Genomic DNA, 23635 nt, shown 5'->3' on the forward strand with positions numbered 1-23635 from the left:
GCTAATTCTAACTTTCGAGAAGGGAATTCGGAAGTCGCATTGAATTTATTAAAAAATGAGTTATGTGTTGGAGGGAGAAAAATGAAGGATCGAATGCTCACCGTCCAAGAATGGCACCGAAAACAAGCGGTTCAGAACTTTAATGCCACCTGGGATTTGATCGAAAAAGTTGATCGGACGACAGAAGATGATTTGCAGATGATCCATACCGCTCATGCCTCTCGCTACCATTGGGGCGAAATAGGCACACCGGTAGAGTTTGTCCGTGGAGAATGGCAAATTTCCCGAGTTTATGCTTTAGTTGGTATGTCTGAAAGCGCACTTTACCACGCGAAACACTGCTTAGAGATTTGCACAGATAATCAAATCGGGGATTTTGACTTAGCATTTGCATATGAAGCGATTGCCAGGGCGTACCGAGTAACAAAAAATGATCGACTCATGAAAACGTACCTCGAAAAAGCAAACAAAGCTGCTAAGGATATTGAAAAACAGGAAGACAGAGATTATTTTATGTCAGAATTAATAACAATAATAAAGAGTAGACAGGACAATAAGCCTAACGTCTATTCAGGTTCAAGCACTTCTGTTTAATTGTACATTTCTTTCCTCAAGACTTTCCCCTTTATTTAATCAATGCATAACAACAAAACAAGAGCGAATCATCGTATCCTAGCTTCGCGACAAAGGAAAAGTACCCATCCAACGATTCACCTCCACCCCTAAAAGTCACTTCACTTGACTGACCACCTCATGAAGTCTACCTTTAAAGTGTAATCAAACAATAGATTACAATAGTTCACAGGAGGGATTCAGATGAGTAAAAGCCAACGTTTCATTAATCATTTTTTGTCTCACCGAAAAGTTACCGAAGAATTAGTAAGTAAAATTAGTAAAGATCACTACGAGTATAACCCTACACCCACTTCGATGAGCACGAAAGAACTCGTCATCCACATGCTTACATCCTTTTATCGATTTGCTGCTTTTGCTACTCAACAGACACCTAAACAGCTTCACGAGGAAGACGCTGAGATAAACATAACTGAACTAGCCGAGCGTTATACAAAAGAAACGGTGAGTCTGATTGAAACAATGAGCGATGAAGACTTCAAGACAGAAATTGATGTCACTCATATAATAGGGGTGAAACTCCCAGCAGGACAACTGCTTCAACTTGCACTCGATCACGAAATTAACCATAAAGGGAACTTGTTTGTTTATGTCCGGGAAATGGGACATACAGACTTACCGCTGTTTGTAAATATAGGTTAAAGACGAGCGGCGTGAAGATAGCTGTCCGCTTATCCTTTCTGATCTTTCGAGAAAAGGACTGTGGTTATCATCCCACAGTCCTTTTTTGCCTCTTTAACACGAATCATCGCTACAGCTTTGACCCACTGCATCGTCATTCAACACTTTCACAGGCGCTTCCTCCTGTTCTTCTTTCCTGACTTTCTCTAACACCTCCAAAAACGCGTCTGTTGGTTGAGCTCCTGACACAGCATATTTTTGATTAAACACGAAAAACGGAACGCCTTGAACTCCAATTTGCGTGCCTTCCTGCTGATCTTGTAGTACTTGATCACGGTATTTGCCTTCAGATAACACCGCCCTCGCTTCCTCTTTATCGAGACCTACTTCTTCAGCTAACTTCACTAGCGTGTCATGGTCGCTAACATCGAGACTTTCTGTAAAAAAAGCGTACATGACTCGCTCAATCATGTCATCCATCTTTCCTTGCTCGTTCGCATAATGGCTTAGGCGATGAGCATCTTCTGTATTTGTTGGGATCATTGTATCAAAATAATAGTCTAACCCTTCATCTTTCGCCTGATCGGTCATTTGATCGGTCATTGCTTTTGCTTGATCATAGGACATACCATACTTTGCTGCCAAGAGGTCATGCATACTTTTTCCTGACCCTTTCTCTGCAGAAGCGTCTAATTGAAAGCTCTTAAACGCTACCTCTACCTCATCCTTATGCTCAAAACGTTCCAATGCTCCTTCTAAGCGCCTTTTCCCAATATAGCAAAAAGGACAAACAATATCTGACCAAACGTCTATTTTCATTGCCCTTACCTCCCCATTGTCATTTGAATATACTATCATTATCTAAGAAGCTAGTAGAATGAGCAAATATCCCGATTGGAGGGGATTAACCAATTCCACTTTCTAATTGATAAGAAATCATGTATAATTGATAATAATTCTCAATCACAGACAAGGAGATGAAACCATGATCGACCAACAAGCCTCTTTGAACCTTAGTCAATACAAAGGACTAATGGTTGGCGATGCGTTTCTTCACAATATGGATTTTGTCGTTGAAGACTTAATTGCAAGCCCAAGCCATGTTGAAAATCTAATTTCGATACTATGTGAACAAATGGACACGAAAAATCGCGTCATTGCAGGTACGATTTTTGGGAAGAAGTACTCTGTTTTAGCGATGAACCTTTTTAAAGCAATAATTGAACAAGGAACGATTTTAGATGCTCACCCTTCACAAGTGGGACTGAAACCTGATAAAAAAGGAAGCATGCAGTTTATTTTTAAGGAATCTACTGTTCATTCGATCTCTAGCCTGTCAATAAGACAAGTACAAATGATGATTTATACCTTTATTGATACTCATTTACAGCCGCTTTTTGAGGCAATCGCAGCAAAATCAGGTAGTAAAGTCACTCATATGCTTTCATTAGTCGCCCACAACCTCTATCAAACGTCTAAAAAACTGAAGCTCGAACATCCGGAAAAAGTAGAGGAAATCGACACGTATTTTGCCCTTTTCATTAGTGATAAGCTATTTGTACACGGAAAACCAAACCCCCTCTCCTTTGAATTTGACCTTTATGATCCAGAAAATGGGGATGATTCCTATTACGTTCGTAAGCACTGCTGTTTATCTTATTTACGATATGATGGAGACAAAGCACGCTGCTGCGGGACGTGTCCATTTATTGACCGAACTAAAAAAAAGAACGGGTAATTTCAGCGACGAATTTACCCGTTCTTTTTTTGATTCATCGTTATATGTGCGTGTTTCATCTTCTAAATTTAATACAATCTTCGCCATATTATCGCATTGACCAAAAGCAGGATGACCAAATAAATATAAATGCCATAAGGAATCGAAAGGGCGATAAAATGAAGTGCTGCGAACCCAGCAACCGGTAAAAAGAACACGAAAATCTTCCAACCATCGCCTTGGTGAGCCATCTCAAAGGACTCCGTAAATGGAAGTTTCTTGTTGTGAAACCCTTTATAACAAATAACTGTATAGATACACGTAGTCACAAAAACTACGAAAAGATCAGGGAGAACCCGAAAGGAAGAAATGGCAATAAAGATCACCGACAACAGAATAAAAATTGGCAAATAAAGTTTTACGAGAAACGCCTTCATCGTCCCTTTCAAAACTGAGCCGTGACTTACAATTGGCATGGTGCTGTATACCCAAGCTCCTTTGTATTTACCAGAATAAATAAGCATGGAAATGACACTCGGGATCATAAGGGTAGTGAAATAGATAGTTAAATACATATTTGACACACCAATCTCTGCCCATGTACTGTCCCGTAAAAAGTTGAAGGATAATACAAACGGTATGACAATGGAAAACCCTAGTGATGGGTATACTTTCAACTTAAATTCCCGTTCGTTTTTCATCATCAATGTCGCAAACCTGTAAAAAGCACGTTCTTCTCTGTTTGTACACAAAAACTGTGAAACACACCTGCTTATCTTCCTCTCTGCCTTCTCTTTCCTTGTTCCGTGATTTGAAAGCTTTTCAAGATTTTCTTCAAACGTCGGAACAAGCTTAATATAAAGAATGATCGATAGAATTGGTCCTAGCAGAGCAAGAGCTGAAAAAATCAGCATCGTCGGGTCTGTGTTCCCGTTTAAAATGACTTCAAAAGGCGCTGCAAACCAAATAGGTGGAATAAAGTAATGCCACCACTCCGGCGAGAAAATAATATCCAAGTCCATGAATTCAAACGAGCGGACTACTATCTGATAGCCAATAAAAAGCCCAACAGAAAGACCAATTTGGACGTAGTTAATCATGTCTTTTAATCGCTCACCATCGAAAAATTTTAGTACGATTAAATAAAATAACGCTGTAAAAACAACAATTAATAAATTCACGAGAAAAAGTTCAACTAAGACTAATAACGTGAAACCAACGCCTCTATTAATAACTCCAAAAACGAGTGAGGCCGCAGCTAAAGCACCGGTTAGTAAAAACATATAAATCGAGATATGGAGGATTTTTGCTGCATTAACTGTTCGTTTATTTACAGGTTTGGTATTCAAGATCGGTTTATCTCGAATATCCAATAATACCGCGGAAAAATCAGAAATCATCGACGTCATAATAATAAACATAGCAATCCCAAAAAAGAGACTCATTTGGAAAATATACTCTTCACCAATAAGCACAAACGGAAGCAATACCAAACCTATTAACGCATACATCCATAAAGATTTGAGGAACTGGTTCCCTTCTTTTTCCTTGCTATGCCCTGCGATTACAGTTGGCACACGTCTTTGGTCCATCGTTAATTTTATATGTAAAATACTACGCATGACGGGGTAGTCAATCCCAAATTTTTCAAAAATACTTTGGAAGCGATCAAGAAACATTAATGTTCTAAAATTCTTCATAACACTAGCCCTCTTGCACGATGGATACGAAGTTTTCAGCAAGCTCCTTATGTTCATCAAAACCCGTGAGCTGATTAAAAATCTCTTCCAGCGTGCCTTCTGTGTTTTGTTCCTTCAATTCTTCAAAGCTCCCGTCAGCTACCACTTTTCCTTCAGCAAGAAGGATGATTCGGCTACTAATTTTCTCGACTACATCCATGATATGAGACGAATAAAAGATCGTTTTACCTTGGCGGGCGAGTTGAGCAAGAATTTCTTTTACTATCATCACACTGTTGGCATCCAGACCACTCAATGGCTCATCAAAGAACAGCAAATCGGGATCATGCATCAAACTAGAAATCAGCAGAACCTTCTGCCTCATTCCTTTCGAATACGTAGCAATTTTTGTATGAAACACATCCTCCAACCCAAAGATCTCCATCAGCTTTCTTGCTTTTTGTTCCGTATCTTCCGGTGCAATCCCGTATAACTCGCCAATGAACGTTAAATACTCTGAAGCAGTGAGGTTGTCGTAAATTTCAGCGTTTTCAGGTACATAACCGACCCGTCTCTTGTATTCTATTTTATCGCTTTGAATGTCACGTCCAAAGATTTTCACTTCACCAAAATAGTCTTCTACGAGTCCGAGCATGATCTTCACTGTCGTACTTTTTCCTGCTCCATTTGGACCGATATAGCCGATAATTTGTCCTTCGTAAACCGTAAGGTCAACCTTATCTAAAATAACCTTGCTGCCGTATTGCTTCGTCAATCCGTTAATTTCAATGATCGGTTTTTCATTATGTACGATAATCCTCACCTCTTTATTTGTCCGGCACGGCTGATTTTAACATAAATTCCCTATTCCATATACTAATAGAGCGAATTTTCCTGTAGGCTCTTTTTAAAAATATGCCTTTAATCAGTAAGAAGTCGCTACGTTCGGACGCTTTCCGCCGGCAACGCTCCAGCATTCATCAAAACTACTCCAGTTCATTAAACATATAAAATTCGTACAAATTATGCTGAAATAATTTATTTACATAATTTTAATATTCTCAAATCCGCTTTCAGAATGTAAAATAGAACGGACCCCCTATAAAAAACGAACCAAACGGTAAAAAGGAGGCCGCTATGAAATTAACTAGAAATATTCTTATTGCCTTATTTTTAGGACTCATCACCGGAATCGGTTTTAATTTATTTGCCCCCGGTGCTTTTGAAATTGTTGATCGAATTGTCTTCAATCCTATGGGGACATTATTTATAAATGCGATTACCATGCTGGTCGTTCCATTAGTCCTTTTCTCAATTATTCTAGGAACAGCCGGTGTAAGTGATCCGAAAAAGCTAGGACGTATTGGCGGAAAAACCGTCAGTTTCTATTTAGTAACGACCGCTATTGCACTTACCATCGGGTTATCCCTTGCATTTCTGATTCAACCGGGTGCCGGCGGTGGTTTTGAGACAGATGCGGCTAACTACGAAGCAAACGAAGCGCCGCCAATTATGGAAACGCTTATAAATATTATTCCTCAAAACCCAATTGAAGCCATGGCTGATGGAGAGATGCTTCAAATTATCGCGTTCGCCGTCTTAATCGGCTTTGCCTTAGCCCGATTGGGAGATAAAACAAAAGGGATATTAAGGTTAGTCGAACAAGGGAATGAAATTATGATGTACCTTGTTAAACTAGTTATGTATCTCGCGCCACTTGGTGCATTTGCTCTTATCGCTTCCGCCATTGGTGAGTTAGGTTTATCTGCCCTGCAAGCGATGCTTTTATATATGGGTGCGGTTATTTTAGCATTACTTGTTCACGCGGTCATTACGTATGGTAGCGTTCTCAAATTTATTGCTAAACGTAATCCAATTGAATTTGCTCGTAAGTTTGTGCCGGCTATGGTTGTCGCTTTTAGTACTTCCAGCAGTAGTGCCGCTTTGCCGGTATCTATGCGAGTTGCACAGCAGGACTTAAGAGTTTCAAAGCCTGTAAGCAGCTTCGTGCAACCATTAGGTTCGACGATTAATATGGATGGAACAGCGATCATGCAAGCTGTAGCCACAGTCTTTATTGCTCAAGTCTACGCAGTCAGCCTGTCGTTCGGAGATCTTCTAACTGTAATTTTGACAGCGACTCTAGCTAGTATCGGAACAGCTGGTGTTCCCGGTGTCGGTATGATCATGCTAGCAATGGTTCTTACATCTGTTGGCTTACCGGTTGAAGGAATCGCCTTAGTTCTTGGTGTTGACCGACTTCTTGATATGTTACGTACCGCTGTCAATATAACAGGAGATGCTACTTGTGCAGTGATGGTTTCTGAGTCTGAAGCAAATCATGAGGATGATGAAGAAAAAATGACAGAAGCTTCATGATGAAAATTAGTCGAAAGATCGGTTATTTTAGCTTTTTAACCACACCCTAGCAATACGTGAAGTTACTGGATGGTTTTGAGCTATTTTAATTGTTTTTTCATCGAAGTACGGAGAAAGTGCGAGTATTTTAACCCATCAAATAGAAATATTCACATCAAATGTTATTTATATCACTTTAAAGAAATGAGAGGTTGTTCAATACCTCTCATTTTTTATTACGTTTATGTTAGACAATTCCTCAAACAAACGCAAAAATAATACCATACAGCATCCCTAATACAGGTATGACCATCCATATTAAATGTTTGTTATTACTGTTCTTTAACCGTTCGTTTTCTAATTCTAATTTTTTTATGGTCAACTCAAGTTGTTTAATTTCGTGATCTCGATCCATTGAACAGTATTCCTCCTTTTATTTTAAAGTGATTCTTATAATTAATTCATTAAGTTCACGTTTTTATAATTTGTTACTCATTACTCGACCAGCTTTTACTTAAACCTTTCAAATAACGACTTGAGGCATAACAAACTTCGCCATTAACCATTGTGATTTCTCTCGTTTTCTTATTTATATCAACAATGTTTTCGATATTCACAACAAACGAGTTATGACAACGATAAAAACGACTATCTAGGCCCTCTATCTCCTTTAGCTTTCCGTAAAATTCAACTTGACGAGAATCGGTATGCATAATAATTTTATGAAGCTTTGATGACGTTTCAAAAAACAAGATATCTGCATACTCTTCACTTATAACGCGGTCACCACTTTCTATTTGAAACCTTTTGTTTGTTTCACTACCGTCAGATATGTACCGTTCGTTAGCAGTCACGATACAATCAATGACTCGCTTTTGTAAATCTGTAAAATCATCCTTTATAATGTAATCAAGAGCTTCTACTTTATATAAGAACGTCAAATAAGTTAATTCTGAATGAGATGTAACAAAGACGATAGAACCTCTGGAGTCATATTTTCTAATTTCTGCCCCTAAAACAATTCCACTTTTTTCATGTTTTAGATCCACATCTAAAAAGTAAAGGCCATTTACATTGTTTGTTTGTAGATAAGAAATGATTTCGTCCGGGTTATCTGTAGATAGCGTTACATTCATATCTAATTCTTCAATCATGATATAGTCTTGGATATATTGTGTTACCCGCTCTCTTTGTTGTGGGTCATCTTCACAAACAAAAATGTCTAACATTTGTACAGCCCCCTAATCAGAAATCTCAATCTCCTGAAAAAATAACCTACCTTCTATTTTTGTTTCAAGTGTTACGTTATCACATTGCGAAACTAGTTCTTTTAAATTGCTTAAACCAAGGCCTCTATTTTCACCTTTTGTGGAAAATCCTTTTTGAAAGACTTTAAATAGCTTTGGAATTTCTCCTCCAATTGTATTCACCACAACAATGAGTAGCGAGTGTTCTTTCTTAATAAATGCAATACTCATACTACTATTCTTATACTCCTCAGTCTCTTCAATAGCATTGTCTAAAACAATCCCTAGACAGCGGCATAACAGAATAGAGTCCATATTTGCTCTTTGCACAGGCTCAGTAGCTTCAACAGTGGTATTTATCCCTAGTTCCTGAGCTTTTACTAATTTAGAAACGAGGATCCCCTTTAATTCTCTTACTTTAATATTTTTTAATGCACCAAGCTTGTAGTTATTTAATTGAATTCCTTGACTGGTTGGCATCACTTTTTCGTTAAAATATTTCTCCAGGTTATCAAGTTCTCTCTTTCGAATGTAATCTGCCATAGAAGATAAGATGTTAATGTAATCATGTCTGAACTTCTGCAGTTCCCCATACAATTCTTCCAGATTTTCAGAATACATTCGCAGCTGTTTGTACTCTTCCTGTTTACTTTTTACTTTCATTTCTTTAATAACAGTGGCTACTAGAATACTGGCTATGATCATAAAAATGATAAAATAAACGAGGAAGAGGTAGCTATTTAATTGGATAACCTCTCTTGAAAAACCTACTCTGTTTGAGATAAGAATGTTGATATAAAAAAATATTATCGTAATCACGATTAGTACTAATATAAACAAAAAATAACGTCTCGTAAGGTATACTCTTTGCTTAATTTGCCTAATAACAACATCGGTTAGTAAACTTAATCCAGTTGCAAATAAGATGAAAAAGAATAAGTGAATACCCATAAAGTAAATATTATTATCCACTACATCAATTGTTAGATTAAACAAATAAAAGTCTAGGAGAAAGCTTAAATGATCACTTATAACGAGGACCATAAGAGCAAAGAGCGGTACAGTAATGCTCGTAACAATATTCCTCGAATAACTAAAATTGACTGCAATTAGAATAACAACTGGAATCATTACCCCTAAAATACCAATATATGTATATATAATTGCTGCACTACTAGCTAAGGCTATAGCTATAATCAAAGTTGGCTTTACATTATCCATTCTTTTAATTAGAAAAAAATTGATTAAGCAAAGTACAGCTACTTGAACAAAACCACCTATAAATGTAATCAAAGTAAAATGCTCCTCAAATCCCTTTTAGGAGCATTTTACCATGGACATAAATTTTTTGAAAATAATTACGACTCTTTATGAGCTTTGACTCATTTTACTTTTCTTTTTCTTGTAGTTCTTCTGGGATCTCCGGCTCATATGTAAACATAAAACAACTCCGTTCTAACGCTGCTTCTCCACAGGATACTCCAATTACTGAAATCACCTTTGGTATTACCTTCCTTAGTTTTGAATATTCAGATAATTTAATCATCATTTATTCCTCCTTTTAAATATATCTTTGGGTACCGTTAAAATACTTGCTAAAATGGCACCCATTGTTAGAAGAGTTTTTACTGTTTCATTTGGAATGACAAGTGTAATAATCATGATTACTAAACACATAACAATCGATTGGTTTCTTAACCTTAACCTTCTTTTTTTGTTTATAATCATGCATTTATTCGTGTTACTTGGTGCAAAAAAGTATAACAACATACAATTGAAAAGGTAGATTATTAATATGTTTCCATTTGGAATAGTAACTAAAGTAGCAAGGTACGGAATTCCTACAAAAAACAAGATACTTAACAAAGTACACACAATACTAGATTGAGCATGCAATCCGTACGCAGTTCTTCTAATTAAATAGTAGGACAGGTGGAAAATAATTGTTGCAAACAAAAGGTTAAGTAAAAAGGAAATTGTGTACACTACGAATAGTTTTGAAAAATTAATAAACAACGTTTCCAGACCCAACTTTAGCTTCAGGTACTTAAGGCGATCATCTCCTAATTCTCCATTAATCCAAGTAGCAAGTCTGTCAGCAGCAACTTCAGTCATACTTACTTTCTTTACCCCCACATCCTTCATCCAATCACCTCAAACCAATCATACCTCATAACTCCTTCTTTTTTACATTTTTAATATAAAACATGAAATTATCCACGTAATTGATCATAGATAATATTTCTTTATACGTAAATGAAGGAAAATAATACCTACTCGTCAGTATGATTCGCCCCGTATATGGCAGTATCTCTTGGATATAAGGTGACTAATTGACTATATCCTTGTAAATTCAAGCGACTTAAAATTAACCTATGCCGGACTGGCAGACAACAATCCTTATTAAGTTTGTCATTAAGCTTGAATGTATAGATAAAAAGAATCCTTTCAATAAAGAAATGTATCAATTGTTCTTCTTGTGGTAGTATACCTGATGCTGAGTTTTCTTCACTCGACAGGTCTGGAATTTCAAATTTCGAAGTGAAAACAAGAGGACCGATGGATAGTTTCTCAGTGTCCGAATTTAAAAATAAAATGCCTCTTGTTTGATCTTGCCAAACCTCATCTCTCTTAATTCCAAATGATTCAGTTATTATAAGATCATATGGAGGTTTTTCATGTAAGGATTTATCGTCATTTACGATAGTTGTATCAAAAACTGGGTTCTCTATTAATGCGTGCTGTAAGTATGAGTAACGCCCGTTTAAAGCTAACACAAGTCTCATTTTCCTGTTGGCTTTTATAAACGTCTCAATATCATCTATATATTCTTGATAATGGCTGTTTGATATAAAAGCTGAACGAAAAAAGTTTGTATATTCCCTTATGTATAGGAATAGACATTGTTGTTGTTTACTTTCACAAATAGTAAAACAGTCTTTATAATTTTGAATGATTTTTTGTGCTACTTGTTCTTCTTTATTTACAGATGCAAGAATAGGAGTACCAAAATACATTAAGCGTTTAAGTTTATTAAAATCAAAATCTTTAATTTTAAACGCTAATAGCCTTTCATTAGCGTGACTATCTTCTATAAAGAAAATATTTTTATACCTTTTAATTCTATACCGATGGTTCAAAAAGTACATTGTTTTCTCACCTACCCTAAGAGAAATGCGTACAAGACAGTTTGTTGTTCTTCAATAAGATTGCTCAACTCCAGGTCATAAAAACCTCCAAGCGGAACCGCTTGAATACCTAAATAAGTAGCAACCAATTGGATGTTTTGACCAATGTGGCCAGCTTCTTGTTGTACTAACTTATAAGAGATATCTGTATACTTTTTTGAAATACATTGTAAATTAACACTCAGGACGATCGCAAACTGAGCTGTACTCGCTAAATAACCTTGAATAAATGCTTCTTTTACCTTTGACCATGGAACTTTTTTTTTCATTAGTAATTGACTTGTGTCGGTATTTAATTCACTAATGTTACCATCAGACCATAATTCATTATTTACGTTGTCCTCATTAAATAAATAGTGGATATTTACATAATATTGTGCCCCGCCAGATGGATAAGTTCTTCTCTGCCTCTTTCCTCCTATAAATGATAATTGGGAGAATCGTGCTATAAAATCCTTGTTAATCATCCGTTCATTAGGGAACTGGTCTACCCATGTTCTCCTATTAAACAAAACTTTCTCAAAGCTGTCATTCAGGTTTAATGGATAAGAGAGATCAGCGGATTTATAACCATAGTTTTCTTTGACCTTTCGGGTGCGGTGTTCGTATACCTGAGTTGATGTGTATTCATGAGCATTAATTGAGGACATATGGTAATCAATAAATTTTTTATCAATATTTAATGAATAATCCCAGCTCCACATACATTACCCCTCTTCTTTTTGATATGCATGGAGTTTTTTGCCCCTATGATAGTCACATAGTATTTTTGAAAAGATGTACTCACGATCAGGTGATACTCCTAACCTATTGTTTAACATATGAATGTGTGAGATTAATATAAAGTACACGTCTTTCTTTTTATAAGCGGACTGATTTTGGACAATATTGGATATTTTCTCTTTCAACAATGTTAAATAAGGTTTGTATGGCTTAAGTGGTCCTTTTACTTCCATACTTTTTGCTCTTTGATATAAAAAGGAAGCTAATTCTTTATGTTCAGGTTGATTATGAAAATTTTTCCAAATTAAGTTGTATTCATAAAAAAAGTCGCTCCTATTATCGATTAAGCCCATCTCTTCAGCTAGCTTCCCACACTCAAACATAAGGTCATACCCTATTGCATATCTCTTATTCCTCGGAATATTTCGGATTATATTACTGGCGAATTTTGAAGATATTACGAAGATTTCTTCTGAAATATTCATTACGCTCTCTCCACCGTAACGTTCAAACTCAGGAAAATAATTAATAGATTGGATGCTAAAGTTAGGATAGGTAACCCCAGTTCCTTCTCCCTCCGTTTTTCTTACTCGCTCATCGTCCACTATAGATTTAAACACCCAATCTAGATGTCTCTCTTTAAATTGATCAAGTAATGAATGTAATTGACGTTCAAAATGAATGTTATCCTCATTGTTTTTATATCTTAAACGAACGTGAGGACCACCATCCCAGTAACGGATGAAGAAATATTCATTAGTTAATTCTTTCTCAGCTAAGGGTAACAGTATTTCCTTTAAGTAATCATCAATTAATTCATAATCATGGATAAATATATGCTTTGAAGTCCACATCTTTAACCCTCCTTAAAGATCCAAAAAAGACGAGTGGCTGCTTCCTGAACGAGGAAAAACCATTAGAGAATAGCCAATTAAATCTTCTTTTTTCAAATCCAGATACTCTTTTAAGTACTCGTCATTGTAATTTTTCATTCCTCTCGAAGCGATTCCCCATTTACCGGCATATAAAGAAATATATTGCCCGATATATCCCATGTCCACGAAAAATTGGCTGAACGACTTTACGTTCTCCTTTTTATTAAAATGAAAGAAAAACCACATATTTAAACCGGTAATGTTTGTGTAAGCCTTGTACTCTTCAAGAATCTTATTTGGCTCCATTTTGTTACAATTACCCGTTTTTTTAATGAGCTTGCCATTGTCGTATCGATAATATCCACTTTTATAGCCATAAACATCATTTATAAATAAGGAAACTTCAACTTTTGTTTTTCTAACCAAACCGTTTAATTGAAAAATAAGTTCATCCATTTTTTCCTTTTCAAGCGTTCGATTAAACAAGACATCTCCAGATAAAGATTGATTAGACACCCGAAGCTGAAACTGTTCAAAAGGATCTGCAATCAAAGCAGGAGCTGTATGAATATCACTTAATTGCCCCTCTTCTTTTCTAACTTCTAAAACAATCGGAATGGACATGTAATCGACTTCTTCTAATTTTAAGGAACATTCACCATTTACATGTTTATACCTAACACCTTGATTTGTTAAGATCGACTCTACGTTCATTAAAGCGTGTCCAATATTAAGCATAGAAAGCATTTTGTAGAATTCGCCATAGTCGATTTGCAATTTTCGACCATCACTTAGTAAAATTAGGTACATTTTATTTTCTTCCAACCCGCTAATAAAAGTATTTTTACTCACTTCGATTTTATCTAATAACGGATTTAACATATAAAGATGACCTTGATAGGACATGATTAGTTTTACACTTGGGATATTTTTTGCTGTCGGAGAAACGGAATGAAAATAATACTTACTATTAAAATCGACTCTGTAAATCCTCTCAACACTTGAAAAGATTTGAAATAGAAAGCTGTCCCATTCAGCCAACTGTTCATGCTGCTTTAAAAAATCCATATCTATATAAGCAATTGGTGTCATTGGCAACTTATAGCTACTTAGCTCTTGTCCATATTGAAACTCCTCGAACCTTCTCTCCCCAAATCTATCTAAATACTGCTTATCGATCATATATACCTCCTATGGAAAAGGATGAGGGGTATTTTCTATCCATTTATTATTTAAACAACCACGTTTTTTTTCGTTGATTGCTTTTTCTACTCGAGAATACACTACTCTTCTATTCTGATGACCAAATGTCATCGTTAACATTTCGGGTACAATATACTTAACGTTAACAAACCCTGTAACAGTTAGGTTAGGGTTTTTAATCGTAGCGCGATAAGCCTTTGGAGATATTTCAAGTATTTTTTCTTGCAATTTTTTAATAATTTTTGATGATTGTCCGCTATAATCAACATAGTATTCGGTCAGTTCTTTATCCGTCATTGAATGAGATGTATTTAACGCGAATGATAGAACTTCTTTCATTTCTTTGTTTGAATATAGAAGTAAATGGTCCTCTAATTCTGACACCATATGAGGATGCGTTAATAGATATCTTTTTCTTTCTAGAAAGTCAGATCTTTTAAACATATTATTGAAAACAGAAATTGCTGTCGTAGCCTCAATCAATGCTTTCTCAAGTGCATCCTCGAGATCAAACGAAGCTGCTGCTGCTGTGTAAAAAGCCATTTCATCTTCCTTAGGATTTTCTTTTTCTAAAAGAACCCAAATTGTTGGAATTTTTAACTCCACTGAAATTTCAAAAAGATGAACTTTAATCCTTTTTCTTTTTAATGCTTCAATGTAATAACTAACTTTCGTTGAGGTAATTTCATCCAGGTCTATTCGAACAGGTGGAATTCGCCCATACCAAGTGGCAAGAAATGCATCACGTTCAAATAGCTCTAGCATAGCATGTAAACTAGCTTCATCTACCGAAGAGCCTAACGCACTACCATTTGAGCTCTCATAAATGTAACGTTTCTCTCCACTTACTTGATGAGAGTTAAAGTAAATCAATTGTTCCGGGATCAATACTTCTGTTCCTTTATGCAATGCCTCTACTCCCTGGTAATAAATAGGATCGTTCTTAGTGTAATTTTGACTATTGTTATAGTTGCAAAGGTGCATGACTTCAGTAAGTGTTAAATCAATAAGAGAAGACTCCTCTTCTCTCAGTGGATTGTTATCTTTTGTTGAATAAGGGAACGCTGTCGCATACCTCTCCATCGACTCCAATATCGACGTATACTTGGATTTCCTATACGTGGATGTCCTTCCGTAAGAAAGCATGGAAATTCCTTTGTACAACACCTCCGATTGCACCATGGGAGTACCGTATGAGTCTCCGGCTCGGGTTAGGTGATTGATGAGTGACGTCTTATTAGAGAAAAGGAAGGTTTTAAATTTTTCTAACCTTCCTTCCACTGATGAAAAGGTTTCTTGACGCAAATAAGTTTTCGTGAATCCACCTTCTGCCTTTTTATGAGAGATATCGACACGATCATAGAAACATCCACCACAGTCCCCTCTTTTAAACGTGCTGTGGATCTCCACTTCATACGTTTCCCGATTAAATATATAAATGGAGGGTACCTCAATATCAGAAGCTAGCTTCTTTTTAAATTCATTAACAATATCTTGTTCACTACCATTTAGGTCGTCAGTAGTATCGTAGCCCATGTAATGCTTATCAAGCCCAACCTCTACCAACCGATCTTTAAAACATCGAAAACAAAAGTGGTTCTCATGACGCCTGGGTCCTATAAAAATAAACTTATTATTATGAGAGACTGGAATTATGTTACTCATAATGATCGGAGAAGCCGCCATTTGTATGCTCATTTTCTATCCCTCCATAATTTCATAGCCATAGCCCATCTCTCCTAAAATTTTAGTTATATTTAAATTTTTTAGCTTGTTGTTCTTTTTTTGTTCTCCTTTGGAAATTGATTCATAATTGATTGAATTCAAACGATCAGCTTTTATTTTTACTTTATGAAAGCAAGCATCTCTAAAATCAATGTTGTTTGTATAGGCACTTATCCAAGTGTAAATAACAAGTGGAATATATTCTTTATTCATAATCGTATAGTTAAACTTGAAGTAATCATCGCGAACTCTATCTTTAATATAAAGTTCGAGTTCATTATTTTCTGCTAAATTTAAAATGAATGATAATCGAAGCTTTTGCTTATTCAGAAGACTATTAATCATTGAAGAGTCCGGTAAGCTACCTGGCTCAATATACATCAATTCACTTTGTCTTACAGCCTCATTAACCTTTGTCTTATGAATCACATTTGAATTTTGTAAAAGGTACAGGTCCTTATCATGCTCTTTTCGTAAAGCTTCAACAAATATGACCTCTACAACAAACTTTGCTAATCTTTCATAATTAACGTCTGCTATATACACATTTTCTTCCTCACCTTTTTTTTGCTTACGTTGTACAGTGAAGACTTGAACCGGTAGCTGCAAGTAATCTTTATACTTCTTATTCATGTTAAAAGATGAAACCGTTGAATCATATTTTTTTAGGAAGTTCTCCAATGCATTTAACGAAGTAATTGTGTCATTGTTTTCAACGTACCTTTGTGCTGTTTTATTTTCAGTTTTCAACTCAAAGTATTCCTTTTTAATCACTTCGAGGTTTTCTTTAATAAAAAACATAGAATTGCTGCTACTTAATGAAGAAGTGAGTAATGCTTGGAAAATAAACTGTGCCAAGATCTTTCCTGATATCATGGTGTTCTCGACCATACTCCCATCAAGATCTAGGTGGGGAGAAACTACAATCTCATTGTAATCATTTATATAAGTATGATAGGAAGATAACAACTTTTCCCCCTCCAAGACCTGAAAGAGTTTTGTATTCCTACTCAGTTGATATTGCAGCTTGTAGTCCTCACATTTTTTTATTATTGTAGGGGTAGCTATGTGTTCTTCTGGTAATACAAGGTTAATGTTTGATAGCCTTAGTAAACTTTCCTCCATACTTAGCGTAATCCCCTCAAGCCAAGGGAAGTATTCGTAATTACAGTGCCTGCGAAGTATCTTGCTATTGATTTTATATACAACGTCTTTTTCTATCAAAAACGTAAGAAATGACAAGTAACGATTGTATTTTTCAGTTACAGCATCCTCCCTTATTCCTTCTCGCAATTCACTAATCATAGAGTGGATGTATAAGTAATCGTCTTCATTTGCCTTGATTTTAAATTTGTTCTTTTTTCCGAATAGATATAAAAACTCTCCTTCATGATAGTACCTGATTGTATTCCTCGCTTTTAGCTCCATCATGTTAAACCTGCTTTCTGTTGGAAAAACGGATCAATAACAGTGCGAATATGAACACGCCAAGAACAACACCTATTGAAATGAATGTGCTACTGTCAAATACGAGCCGCTGATTCCAAACATCAATAAATAAATGATTCATATGATAAATTGGATTCATTTTAGCAATGATTTGTACAAAATCAGGCATTTGACTCACAGGGATTGAGAAGTCACCTGTAAACATCACAAATTGAAACAAAAGAATTGAAAAGACTAACGCACTCTTCATTTCATTAAATAAAGAGTAGATAGCTGAAGAGATCACCAATAAAAATGCGTTAAGGATAATAAAGAACCCATAGGAACTCATGAATGTTAATACTTGAAACTGTAAGTCATAGATGAGGATTCCAATTACATTGATTAATAGAAACCCGAAACTTGTGATAATAATTGATTTAATAATACTTGAGAGAAGTAAAATCCTGGATGATACTGGTGAGATACTGATCCTCTTTTCAACACCTGTTGTACGATTCATCACTTGATCGAATCCGAAAGCAAAAAAAACAACAGAAAATGTAATTAATAGTATGAAAGAGGGGGTATACATTTGTGCATAACTTAATCCTCCGGCATACGTAGTATCCCCGAACAATTGTCCCATGAATACATAAGTAACTGGTGGCACAACAATTGAAAAGATTAGATAAAACATCTCCCTGGAAAACATAAGTAAGTCGTATCTTAACTGTGTGGCTAACATATATTGTCTCCTCCTAACATTTATACTGAAACTTTAGAAAGGTAAAAACTATTAATGGACTTGTATCCTAATGACAATATTTTGTCTGTTGTATCATAAATTTCATTTTCCCCATTATTAATAAGCATGACCTTATCGCAATACATCTCAACTTCATCCATGTAATGGGTTGTTAAAATAACTGTTCCTCCCACCCTTTGGTTATACTCAACAATATAAGACCACAATACATTTCGCATATGTGGATCTAGCCCTGTAGTCGGTTCGTCGAGAATAATCAGCTTAGGCTCAGATAAAAAAGCAATTGCTAAACTCACTTTTTGCTTCCAACCTCCAGATAACTTATCGAAATACGACTTTCTATGTGGTTCCAATTTAAAGTCAGCAATAATTTCGTCAATTTCCGTTTTGGACTGGTAGTAAGATTGAAATAAACGGAGTAACTCTTCTACTTTTAATGTTTTGTAAAATTGGGTGGGTTGTAATACAACAGAAATGTCTTTTCTCAAATTCTCCAAACGCTCCATAGTCAATCCCTGTAAATTCTCATTAAAAATTGTAATATCACCATAATCAAATTCTTTAATAGTCATCAATATTTCAAGAAACGTAGACTTACCAGCACCATTCTTTCCGATAACTCCAATGATTTCTCCTTCTTTTGCTTGAAAGTCTAAGCCCTTTAGCACTTGGTGATCACCATATGACTTTCTTAAACCTTTCACATCAATAATATTCATCCTTCACCCTCCATTTAAGTATGAACTAAACGTAAACATTACTAGGTGTTTTATCGACGGTATACTCGACCATATATTCTCTTAAAGGTGAACTTGGTCCAGGTAAAGCTTCTTCAATATACATTTTTGTATTTTGACTAACGCTGCTTTTACATTCATTTACAAACAGACGGAACAGTAATGGAATATCTAAATCTATAAAGATCGGCTTTTCCCTGGAAAACTGATCCTCATTTTTATAGAACTTCAAGAAAAATTGTCTTGGAAGGTTATTAAATTGAAAATAGTGTAGTAGCATTTTATAGCGTTCATTTTCATGAGCTGATCTTTCTATTAATTGAAGTAACTGGTCATGATTTAAATTCCACCTTCTTCGGTACATGACAATTTGATCAAAAGTTAATCGCGGCAACTGTTCGCGCATTAGCCCAATCCGATTAACGTCAAAGTTTAACCTTCCACTTTGAAATAGAAGCAACATTATAGAAAGGACACCAGGAAGAAAAATAGGGACGAGCGATGACTTATAAGCAATTTTTGCATTTTTAAACTGATGATCTAAGAGCTTAAGTTTGCGTGTATCACCATCATATTTCACGTAAAATTCATCTATGGATGGTAGGTCTGGACTTTTGAATTTTTGGTAGCCAATATTTAAATTTACTTTATTACGATATTCTCTTTCATGTATGCCACCATTAAATCCAAATAACTCATCCACCTCATAGTAATTTTTATTGGTATAATTTTTGTTTAAATACGCTATATAGTCCTCATTTTGTTCACTGACTTCAAAAAAGTCTTTAAATCGTGATAAGAACTTTTCCTGCCCATCGTAAACGTCATTAATAACTACTTTTTCATCTGTGTGTTGAGCAAATAAAGTCAAACTTGTTTCACTGTTACTTTTAAAATGATTTGGAATTTTATTTGCATATTTCATTATTAAGGGCTTAATATTTAGTTCTGACTCTGAAAATTGGTCCATCATCACCGTTAATTCTTTTATAAATCCGTCTCTTAAATCATCTAATATATGAATTTCTTTAGCTATTGCGTTATCGTAACGATACTCAATGCTTTGATAATAAGGGTAAAAAAAGTTAATATTGCGAAAGAAAATCTCATTCAACATTTTACTATTCGATAAGCCGACAATCTCATTTCCATATTGCAGCCTAAATAATTCGGCTAATTCATACTGCACGCGTATATTAACGTCAAACAAAAGAATAAAGTCAGATAAACAAGTAATAAATTCATCAGTTACTTTATGAGAAACTAGGTCTTTTTCATTTTTATTAAACACAACATCTTCAAATAAAAGCTCGTTTCCAAACTTCATCCCATGACATGCCCATTGATTACTAATAGCTTTCACCTCTGACCAAGCTGACCTTCTTTCCTCAATTCCGCCATTCTCAAAACGATTCATAGAAGCATGAATGGTATGTAAAGCATCAATAAACTTCGGATCTAACTTGTAACCCTTTAAAAAACCAATCATGCTTGTAAGGATATCTCTATTAGCACCCACATTTACCTTCTGTATCAAAACCTTTAATTCTACAAGTTTTTTAAATACTTTTATTTCTTGTCCTTGGTACAATTGAAGTGAGTTTAAATAGGATTTAAAGTGGGCATAAGTCAATTCTTTGCCTTTATATTTTTCAATAAAATCAATTACACTTGGTTCTAACTGGAACTCAACAAACTTATCACTGGTTTCATATACCTTTTTCGAGTTAGTCGTACTATGTTGCGAGACATAGTAAATCTTAGACGCTTTCCTACCAAAGTTAGCTACTTCTACTGGAATTTTTTTTATTGCATCCTCATTACTTCTTAAAAAACCATAAAACATATTGAATACCATTGCGTGATTGACTTCTACATTTGCAGAATGAATAGATGTAAAGCTCGGGGAAGATGATCCAATCTTTGTCAAATATGAAAAAGGACTTGTTTTCATAGAAGCCCTCATCATTAGTTTGACCAAAAAGTAATCTAGTTTTTTTAACTTTTTGTTATGGCTTTTTGTATCGGTGTTCATGTATTTCCCCACTTTTTCATAAATCATCTCATTAAAAAAAATGATTGTTTTTAATAATTCTTCATCATTAATGTTACATTGGAGAATTTCACGATTACGATCTAGGACATCCTTATATGCAGTTGTAAACTCAGTTTCTAGTTTCTCCTTTATATTTAACAACTGTAAAATGACGCTTAGGTCTATTTCCTTAAGCACTTGCAATGTTTCTTCATCATATCTTTTCATTTTTTTTAGTCTCAGGTTATGCACATCTCGTTTAACATTTAACACCAATTTGTTTTTATTTTTCGCAAAATGATCTGATAGCTGTGCTGTTAAAGCATCTTTTTCAAGTTCAATTTTTTTTGTTAAAACCTTTATGTCACTTATCAGCTTTGTCAATTGTCCGGAAGTCGATTTCATTTTAAAATACCATTCTTTACTAATGTCACTTCCTCTATACAGAACAAGCGGGTTTTTGGTTACATCATTATTTAACACCAATTTCTTCCCTCCAATTTACGTTATACGTATCCTCAGTGTATCGATAAGCCATGTATATATATTGTTGTTTCTTTAGAGCACTGACTCTTAAAAAGGGTAAAGACATATATAATAGGTTTATTAGGAAGCGATAAGCAGTTGCGGAATCATCATATACAAACCCTTCTTTCAATGCATATTTTGAGAAATGATGATGAAAATCATTGCTATAATTCGTTTGGAGAGAAGCAAACGTCTTTTTCATTGTCTCGATATACTCTGCATCTATGACACCATCCACTATTTTTTCTAATAGAAGAAAAAGTTCCCGCCATTTGTTAAACCATTTTTGAATAAACCAGGTATGTTCTTTTTCAAATTTTATTAGAAAGGGTTTTTGGGATTGGTAGTTTTCTTCAAATTGTGATTCATTGTAAGATAATTTTTGATTTACCGATAATTCAAAAAACCCATGTACATGTGAAATGAAAGAGAAATAACCTTTATTTACGTCATTTACTTTATAAGTCTCTGACACATAATGAAATAAGACTGGAAATACCTCTTTTGCTGCAATTGGATTATCTTCTAAATATAAGTACAACTCCATAACCAATTCTTGTAGATCAAATCTAATTTCATTAAATAAATCGGTTATTTCTCTATTATGAAAGAAAAATTGATTATCGATCACCTTTGTAGCTCCATGTTTTTCCATAACCGATACCTGACCCTTATCTTCTAACTTTGCCAAAACAGATGCATTTTTCTTATACTTTTCTGCAACTTGCTTTTCTTCTGATTCATCGATAAGAATATTTTTCATAGTAAGTTTCGTTAACTCGTGAATTTCTTGTATCTTAGTAGGGTCTGTATTTCTACCAAAGGTTACTCTTATATTTGGTCCACCCTCCCAAGAACGGGATAAGTAATAACAATCAACCGTTCTTAAAATCCACTTTAAATCTCTTACCAACAATGCATCCTGTTTTGAATTGTAGTTGAAAATAAGTAAGTCTTTCATAATTAACATCCTCATTTCACATGATTTTTGTCATCACAGTTTAGCAAGATCCACAGCAAGAGCTTGAACCACAAGTTGAAGACGCCGAGCAGCTTGACGTACCACTACTAGCTGTTGTCTCAGGAATTGCTCCAACCTCATCCAAGTCTAAAAAGTCCACTTCCAAATCAAAATCCTTTACCGCTACCTCTTTTTCAATTGCTACTGTTTTGCTCATGTGTTTACCTCCTAAATGGGTTTTTTATCTTACACCGTTAGTATACATACTCTAAATATATTAAATTGCAAATGATCACAAGAAGTTCCAATGTCCACTTTTATGCAAAAATTTTACACATTCAATTACACTTATGAATACATAAGTGTAGCTTGGCTTACTGATTAATTGTCTTTTCGATTACGCTAGATATCGAAACGCAGGTTTATTTTTTTAACTATGAAAAAGACTTGAGGGAACCCCCAAGCCTTTTAACCAACCATTATTTAACTTTTTTTATTTCTTTTACTTCTCTTTTTAATAGAAGGCCAATGATAAAAAACTCTAATGTTAGTGCCATTGATAGGATGAGGAGCCCATGAGGCAGGAAGAAGGATAGTAAAGCAATGGAAATAACGAGCAAAGAATGAACCACAAATAGTTTTGTTTTGTATACCCACATGTAAGGCAAAAAGTGAGCCCCTAGTAAAATAGCAAGGACAAACGGAATAATTTCTTGGTTAGTTGAAATAAGCAATAGAAGGACAGGAATGAAAAATAGTTGAACAGCCCCTATTAAACCAGCTATCGTGGATAATGGATTATCTTTAGCGAATAAATCTATATTTAATAGTTTTGAAACGAAAATACCTAGTGGAAAAACCATCCCTGCTCCATAAATATAAATCCAAAACCTTACATCTTCTGTAATGAAAAAATAAGATAATCCGGTTACCAACCAGAAAATGCTTCCTGCATATAACATAGGTGTTCCTTTTTCTGTTCGAATAGATAAGCTATCGTGAAACTTGTTAATATCAGCCAACAGACTTCCCTCCATTTCTGAATACCATTTCAACATTAACCTTCGATTCCCTCCGTATTAGGTTGGAAATGATCATATAATCACATATATATCTTATAAAAAATATTTTGATGCATATTTCTAGGATTTTTTAACTGGTAGTTATAGAAATAGATAAGTAGTAAAGCAAAAACGTTAGGAAGAATT

The 23635-nt window shown here is 35.0% G+C and carries 24 protein-coding genes; 4 read left to right on the top strand and 20 right to left on the bottom strand.

The features are described 5' to 3' along the window. Window positions 1-81 precede the first annotated feature (81 nt). Window positions 82-594: a hypothetical protein gene (locus tag CDZ94_RS13535; RefSeq protein WP_096437900.1), complete on the top strand. Its 513-nt coding sequence runs from the start codon at window positions 82-84 to the stop codon at window positions 592-594. Window positions 595-816: 222 nt separating this feature from the next. Further along, the gene (locus tag CDZ94_RS13540) at window positions 817-1275 is read left to right on the top strand and encodes a DinB family protein (RefSeq protein WP_096437902.1); all 459 of its coding nucleotides are present in this window, start codon (window positions 817-819) and stop codon (window positions 1273-1275) included. A gap of 93 nt (window positions 1276-1368) precedes the next feature. On the opposite strand, the gene CDZ94_RS13545 is transcribed toward CDZ94_RS13540, so the two are convergent. Beyond that, window positions 1369-2073, bottom strand: a complete 705-nt coding sequence (locus CDZ94_RS13545; protein ID WP_096437904.1) for a DsbA family oxidoreductase — start codon at window positions 2071-2073, stop codon at window positions 1369-1371. A 166-nt stretch (window positions 2074-2239) separates the two neighbouring features. On the opposite strand from CDZ94_RS13545, the gene CDZ94_RS13550 reads away from it, so the two are divergent. Continuing rightward, window positions 2240-2992 carry an IucA/IucC family C-terminal-domain containing protein gene (locus CDZ94_RS13550; protein ID WP_096437906.1) on the top strand — a complete coding sequence of 251 codons (753 nt, stop codon included), beginning with the start codon at window positions 2240-2242 and terminating at the stop codon, window positions 2990-2992. 68 nt (window positions 2993-3060) lie between these two features. Here the strand turns inward: CDZ94_RS13550 and CDZ94_RS13555 are convergent, their stop codons facing one another. Both CDZ94_RS13555 and CDZ94_RS13560 read right to left on the bottom strand, forming a co-directional pair. Next, window positions 3061-4671 carry a hypothetical protein gene (locus CDZ94_RS13555; protein WP_096437908.1) on the bottom strand — a complete coding sequence of 537 codons (1611 nt, stop codon included), beginning with the start codon at window positions 4669-4671 and terminating at the stop codon, window positions 3061-3063. A 4-nt stretch (window positions 4672-4675) separates the two neighbouring features. Further along, window positions 4676-5473, bottom strand: a complete 798-nt coding sequence (locus CDZ94_RS13560) for an ABC transporter ATP-binding protein (protein WP_425352540.1) — start codon at window positions 5471-5473, stop codon at window positions 4676-4678. A 314-nt stretch (window positions 5474-5787) separates the two neighbouring features. Between CDZ94_RS13560 and CDZ94_RS13565 the strand changes: the two genes are divergently transcribed. Continuing rightward, window positions 5788-7029 carry a dicarboxylate/amino acid:cation symporter gene (locus CDZ94_RS13565; RefSeq protein ID WP_096437910.1) on the top strand — a complete coding sequence of 414 codons (1242 nt, stop codon included), beginning with the start codon at window positions 5788-5790 and terminating at the stop codon, window positions 7027-7029. A gap of 238 nt (window positions 7030-7267) precedes the next feature. Here the strand turns inward: CDZ94_RS13565 and CDZ94_RS21405 are convergent, their stop codons facing one another. The 17 genes from CDZ94_RS21405 to CDZ94_RS13645 all read right to left on the bottom strand — a co-directional run bounded on the left by CDZ94_RS21405 (window position 7268) and on the right by CDZ94_RS13645 (window position 23449). Further along, window positions 7268-7423 (bottom strand): hypothetical protein, encoded by a 156-nt coding sequence (locus CDZ94_RS21405; RefSeq protein WP_157812077.1) that lies wholly within the window; start codon window positions 7421-7423, stop codon window positions 7268-7270. 73 nt (window positions 7424-7496) lie between these two features. Further along, the gene (locus CDZ94_RS13570; RefSeq protein WP_096437912.1) at window positions 7497-8237 is read right to left on the bottom strand and encodes a LytR/AlgR family response regulator transcription factor; all 741 of its coding nucleotides are present in this window, start codon (window positions 8235-8237) and stop codon (window positions 7497-7499) included. 12 nt (window positions 8238-8249) lie between these two features. Continuing rightward, window positions 8250-9548, bottom strand: a complete 1299-nt coding sequence (locus tag CDZ94_RS13575; RefSeq protein WP_096437914.1) for a sensor histidine kinase — start codon at window positions 9546-9548, stop codon at window positions 8250-8252. 94 nt (window positions 9549-9642) lie between these two features. Next, on the bottom strand, window positions 9643-9801 hold the full coding sequence (locus CDZ94_RS13580; RefSeq protein WP_198546721.1) for a cyclic lactone autoinducer peptide: 159 nt from the start codon (window positions 9799-9801) through the stop codon (window positions 9643-9645). Beyond that, a complete protein-coding gene (locus CDZ94_RS13585; protein WP_096437918.1) occupies window positions 9801-10400 on the bottom strand; it encodes an accessory gene regulator B family protein in 600 nt (199 codons plus the stop codon). The genes CDZ94_RS13580 and CDZ94_RS13585 overlap by 1 nt, the downstream gene beginning before the upstream one ends. 128 nt (window positions 10401-10528) lie before the next feature. Then, the gene (locus CDZ94_RS13590) at window positions 10529-11404 is read right to left on the bottom strand and encodes a hypothetical protein (RefSeq protein ID WP_096437920.1); all 876 of its coding nucleotides are present in this window, start codon (window positions 11402-11404) and stop codon (window positions 10529-10531) included. Window positions 11405-11415: 11 nt separating this feature from the next. Continuing rightward, on the bottom strand, window positions 11416-12147 hold the full coding sequence (locus tag CDZ94_RS13595) for a nitroreductase family protein (RefSeq protein WP_096437922.1): 732 nt from the start codon (window positions 12145-12147) through the stop codon (window positions 11416-11418). Window positions 12148-12150: 3 nt separating this feature from the next. After that, window positions 12151-13020, bottom strand: coding sequence for a thiopeptide-type bacteriocin biosynthesis protein (locus tag CDZ94_RS13600; RefSeq protein ID WP_096437924.1), 870 nt, complete (start codon window positions 13018-13020; stop codon window positions 12151-12153). Between the two features lie 12 nt (window positions 13021-13032). Next, window positions 13033-14223 carry a nitroreductase family protein gene (locus CDZ94_RS13605; RefSeq protein ID WP_096437926.1) on the bottom strand — a complete coding sequence of 397 codons (1191 nt, stop codon included), beginning with the start codon at window positions 14221-14223 and terminating at the stop codon, window positions 13033-13035. A 9-nt stretch (window positions 14224-14232) separates the two neighbouring features. Beyond that, window positions 14233-15942, bottom strand: coding sequence for a YcaO-like family protein (locus tag CDZ94_RS13610; protein WP_245415740.1), 1710 nt, complete (start codon window positions 15940-15942; stop codon window positions 14233-14235). 3 nt (window positions 15943-15945) lie between these two features. Beyond that, the gene (locus CDZ94_RS13615) at window positions 15946-17400 is read right to left on the bottom strand and encodes a hypothetical protein (protein ID WP_096437928.1); all 1455 of its coding nucleotides are present in this window, start codon (window positions 17398-17400) and stop codon (window positions 15946-15948) included. 1 nt (window position 17401) lies between these two features. Continuing rightward, complete coding sequence (locus tag CDZ94_RS13620; RefSeq protein WP_096437930.1) at window positions 17402-18145, bottom strand: ABC transporter permease; 744 nt, start codon at window positions 18143-18145, stop codon at window positions 17402-17404. 20 nt (window positions 18146-18165) lie between these two features. After that, entirely contained in the window at window positions 18166-18885 is a 720-nt protein-coding gene (locus tag CDZ94_RS13625; RefSeq protein WP_096437932.1) for an ABC transporter ATP-binding protein, read from the bottom strand. A gap of 25 nt (window positions 18886-18910) precedes the next feature. Further along, the gene (locus tag CDZ94_RS13630) at window positions 18911-21421 is read right to left on the bottom strand and encodes a lanthionine biosynthesis protein (protein WP_157911761.1); all 2511 of its coding nucleotides are present in this window, start codon (window positions 21419-21421) and stop codon (window positions 18911-18913) included. Beyond that, a complete protein-coding gene (locus CDZ94_RS13635) occupies window positions 21411-22427 on the bottom strand; it encodes a hypothetical protein (protein ID WP_096437936.1) in 1017 nt (338 codons plus the stop codon). Before CDZ94_RS13635 ends, CDZ94_RS13630 begins: the two co-directional genes overlap by 11 nt. Before the next feature lie 40 nt (window positions 22428-22467). Beyond that, window positions 22468-22644, bottom strand: a complete 177-nt coding sequence (locus CDZ94_RS13640) for a thiazolylpeptide-type bacteriocin (RefSeq protein ID WP_096437938.1) — start codon at window positions 22642-22644, stop codon at window positions 22468-22470. A gap of 262 nt (window positions 22645-22906) precedes the next feature. After that, window positions 22907-23449 (bottom strand): DUF7010 family protein, encoded by a 543-nt coding sequence (locus CDZ94_RS13645; protein WP_096437940.1) that lies wholly within the window; start codon window positions 23447-23449, stop codon window positions 22907-22909. Window positions 23450-23635 lie beyond the last annotated feature (186 nt).

It is taken from the genome of Alteribacter populi, from assembly GCF_002352765.1.
Taxonomy (GTDB): domain Bacteria; phylum Bacillota; class Bacilli; order Bacillales; family Salisediminibacteriaceae; genus Alteribacter; species Alteribacter populi.

Bases quoted from the DNA above. Each gene is read 5' to 3' on its own strand.
- CDZ94_RS13535 (WP_096437900.1), top strand. From the start codon at position 82: ATGAAGGATCGAATGCTCACCGTCCAAGAATGGCACCGAAAACAAGCG.
- CDZ94_RS13540 (WP_096437902.1), top strand. From the start codon at position 817: ATGAGTAAAAGCCAACGTTTCATTAATCATTTTTTGTCTCACCGAAAA.
- CDZ94_RS13545 (WP_096437904.1), bottom strand. From the start codon at position 2,073: ATGAAAATAGACGTTTGGTCAGATATTGTTTGTCCTTTTTGCTATATT.
- CDZ94_RS13550 (WP_096437906.1), top strand. From the start codon at position 2,240: ATGATCGACCAACAAGCCTCTTTGAACCTTAGTCAATACAAAGGACTA.
- CDZ94_RS13555 (WP_096437908.1), bottom strand. From the start codon at position 4,671: ATGAAGAATTTTAGAACATTAATGTTTCTTGATCGCTTCCAAAGTATT.
- CDZ94_RS13565 (WP_096437910.1), top strand. From the start codon at position 5,788: ATGAAATTAACTAGAAATATTCTTATTGCCTTATTTTTAGGACTCATC.
- CDZ94_RS21405 (WP_157812077.1), bottom strand. From the start codon at position 7,423: ATGGATCGAGATCACGAAATTAAACAACTTGAGTTGACCATAAAAAAA.
- CDZ94_RS13570 (WP_096437912.1), bottom strand. From the start codon at position 8,237: ATGTTAGACATTTTTGTTTGTGAAGATGACCCACAACAAAGAGAGCGG.
- CDZ94_RS13580 (WP_198546721.1), bottom strand. From the start codon at position 9,801: ATGATTAAATTATCTGAATATTCAAAACTAAGGAAGGTAATACCAAAG.
- CDZ94_RS13585 (WP_096437918.1), bottom strand. From the start codon at position 10,400: ATGAAGGATGTGGGGGTAAAGAAAGTAAGTATGACTGAAGTTGCTGCT.
- CDZ94_RS13590 (WP_096437920.1), bottom strand. From the start codon at position 11,404: ATGTACTTTTTGAACCATCGGTATAGAATTAAAAGGTATAAAAATATT.
- CDZ94_RS13595 (WP_096437922.1), bottom strand. From the start codon at position 12,147: ATGTGGAGCTGGGATTATTCATTAAATATTGATAAAAAATTTATTGAT.
- CDZ94_RS13600 (WP_096437924.1), bottom strand. From the start codon at position 13,020: ATGTGGACTTCAAAGCATATATTTATCCATGATTATGAATTAATTGAT.
- CDZ94_RS13605 (WP_096437926.1), bottom strand. From the start codon at position 14,223: ATGATCGATAAGCAGTATTTAGATAGATTTGGGGAGAGAAGGTTCGAG.
- CDZ94_RS13610 (WP_245415740.1), bottom strand. From the start codon at position 15,942: ATGAGCATACAAATGGCGGCTTCTCCGATCATTATGAGTAACATAATT.
- CDZ94_RS13615 (WP_096437928.1), bottom strand. From the start codon at position 17,400: ATGATGGAGCTAAAAGCGAGGAATACAATCAGGTACTATCATGAAGGA.
- CDZ94_RS13620 (WP_096437930.1), bottom strand. From the start codon at position 18,145: ATGTTAGCCACACAGTTAAGATACGACTTACTTATGTTTTCCAGGGAG.
- CDZ94_RS13625 (WP_096437932.1), bottom strand. From the start codon at position 18,885: ATGAATATTATTGATGTGAAAGGTTTAAGAAAGTCATATGGTGATCAC.
- CDZ94_RS13635 (WP_096437936.1), bottom strand. From the start codon at position 22,427: ATGAAAGACTTACTTATTTTCAACTACAATTCAAAACAGGATGCATTG.
- CDZ94_RS13640 (WP_096437938.1), bottom strand. From the start codon at position 22,644: ATGAGCAAAACAGTAGCAATTGAAAAAGAGGTAGCGGTAAAGGATTTT.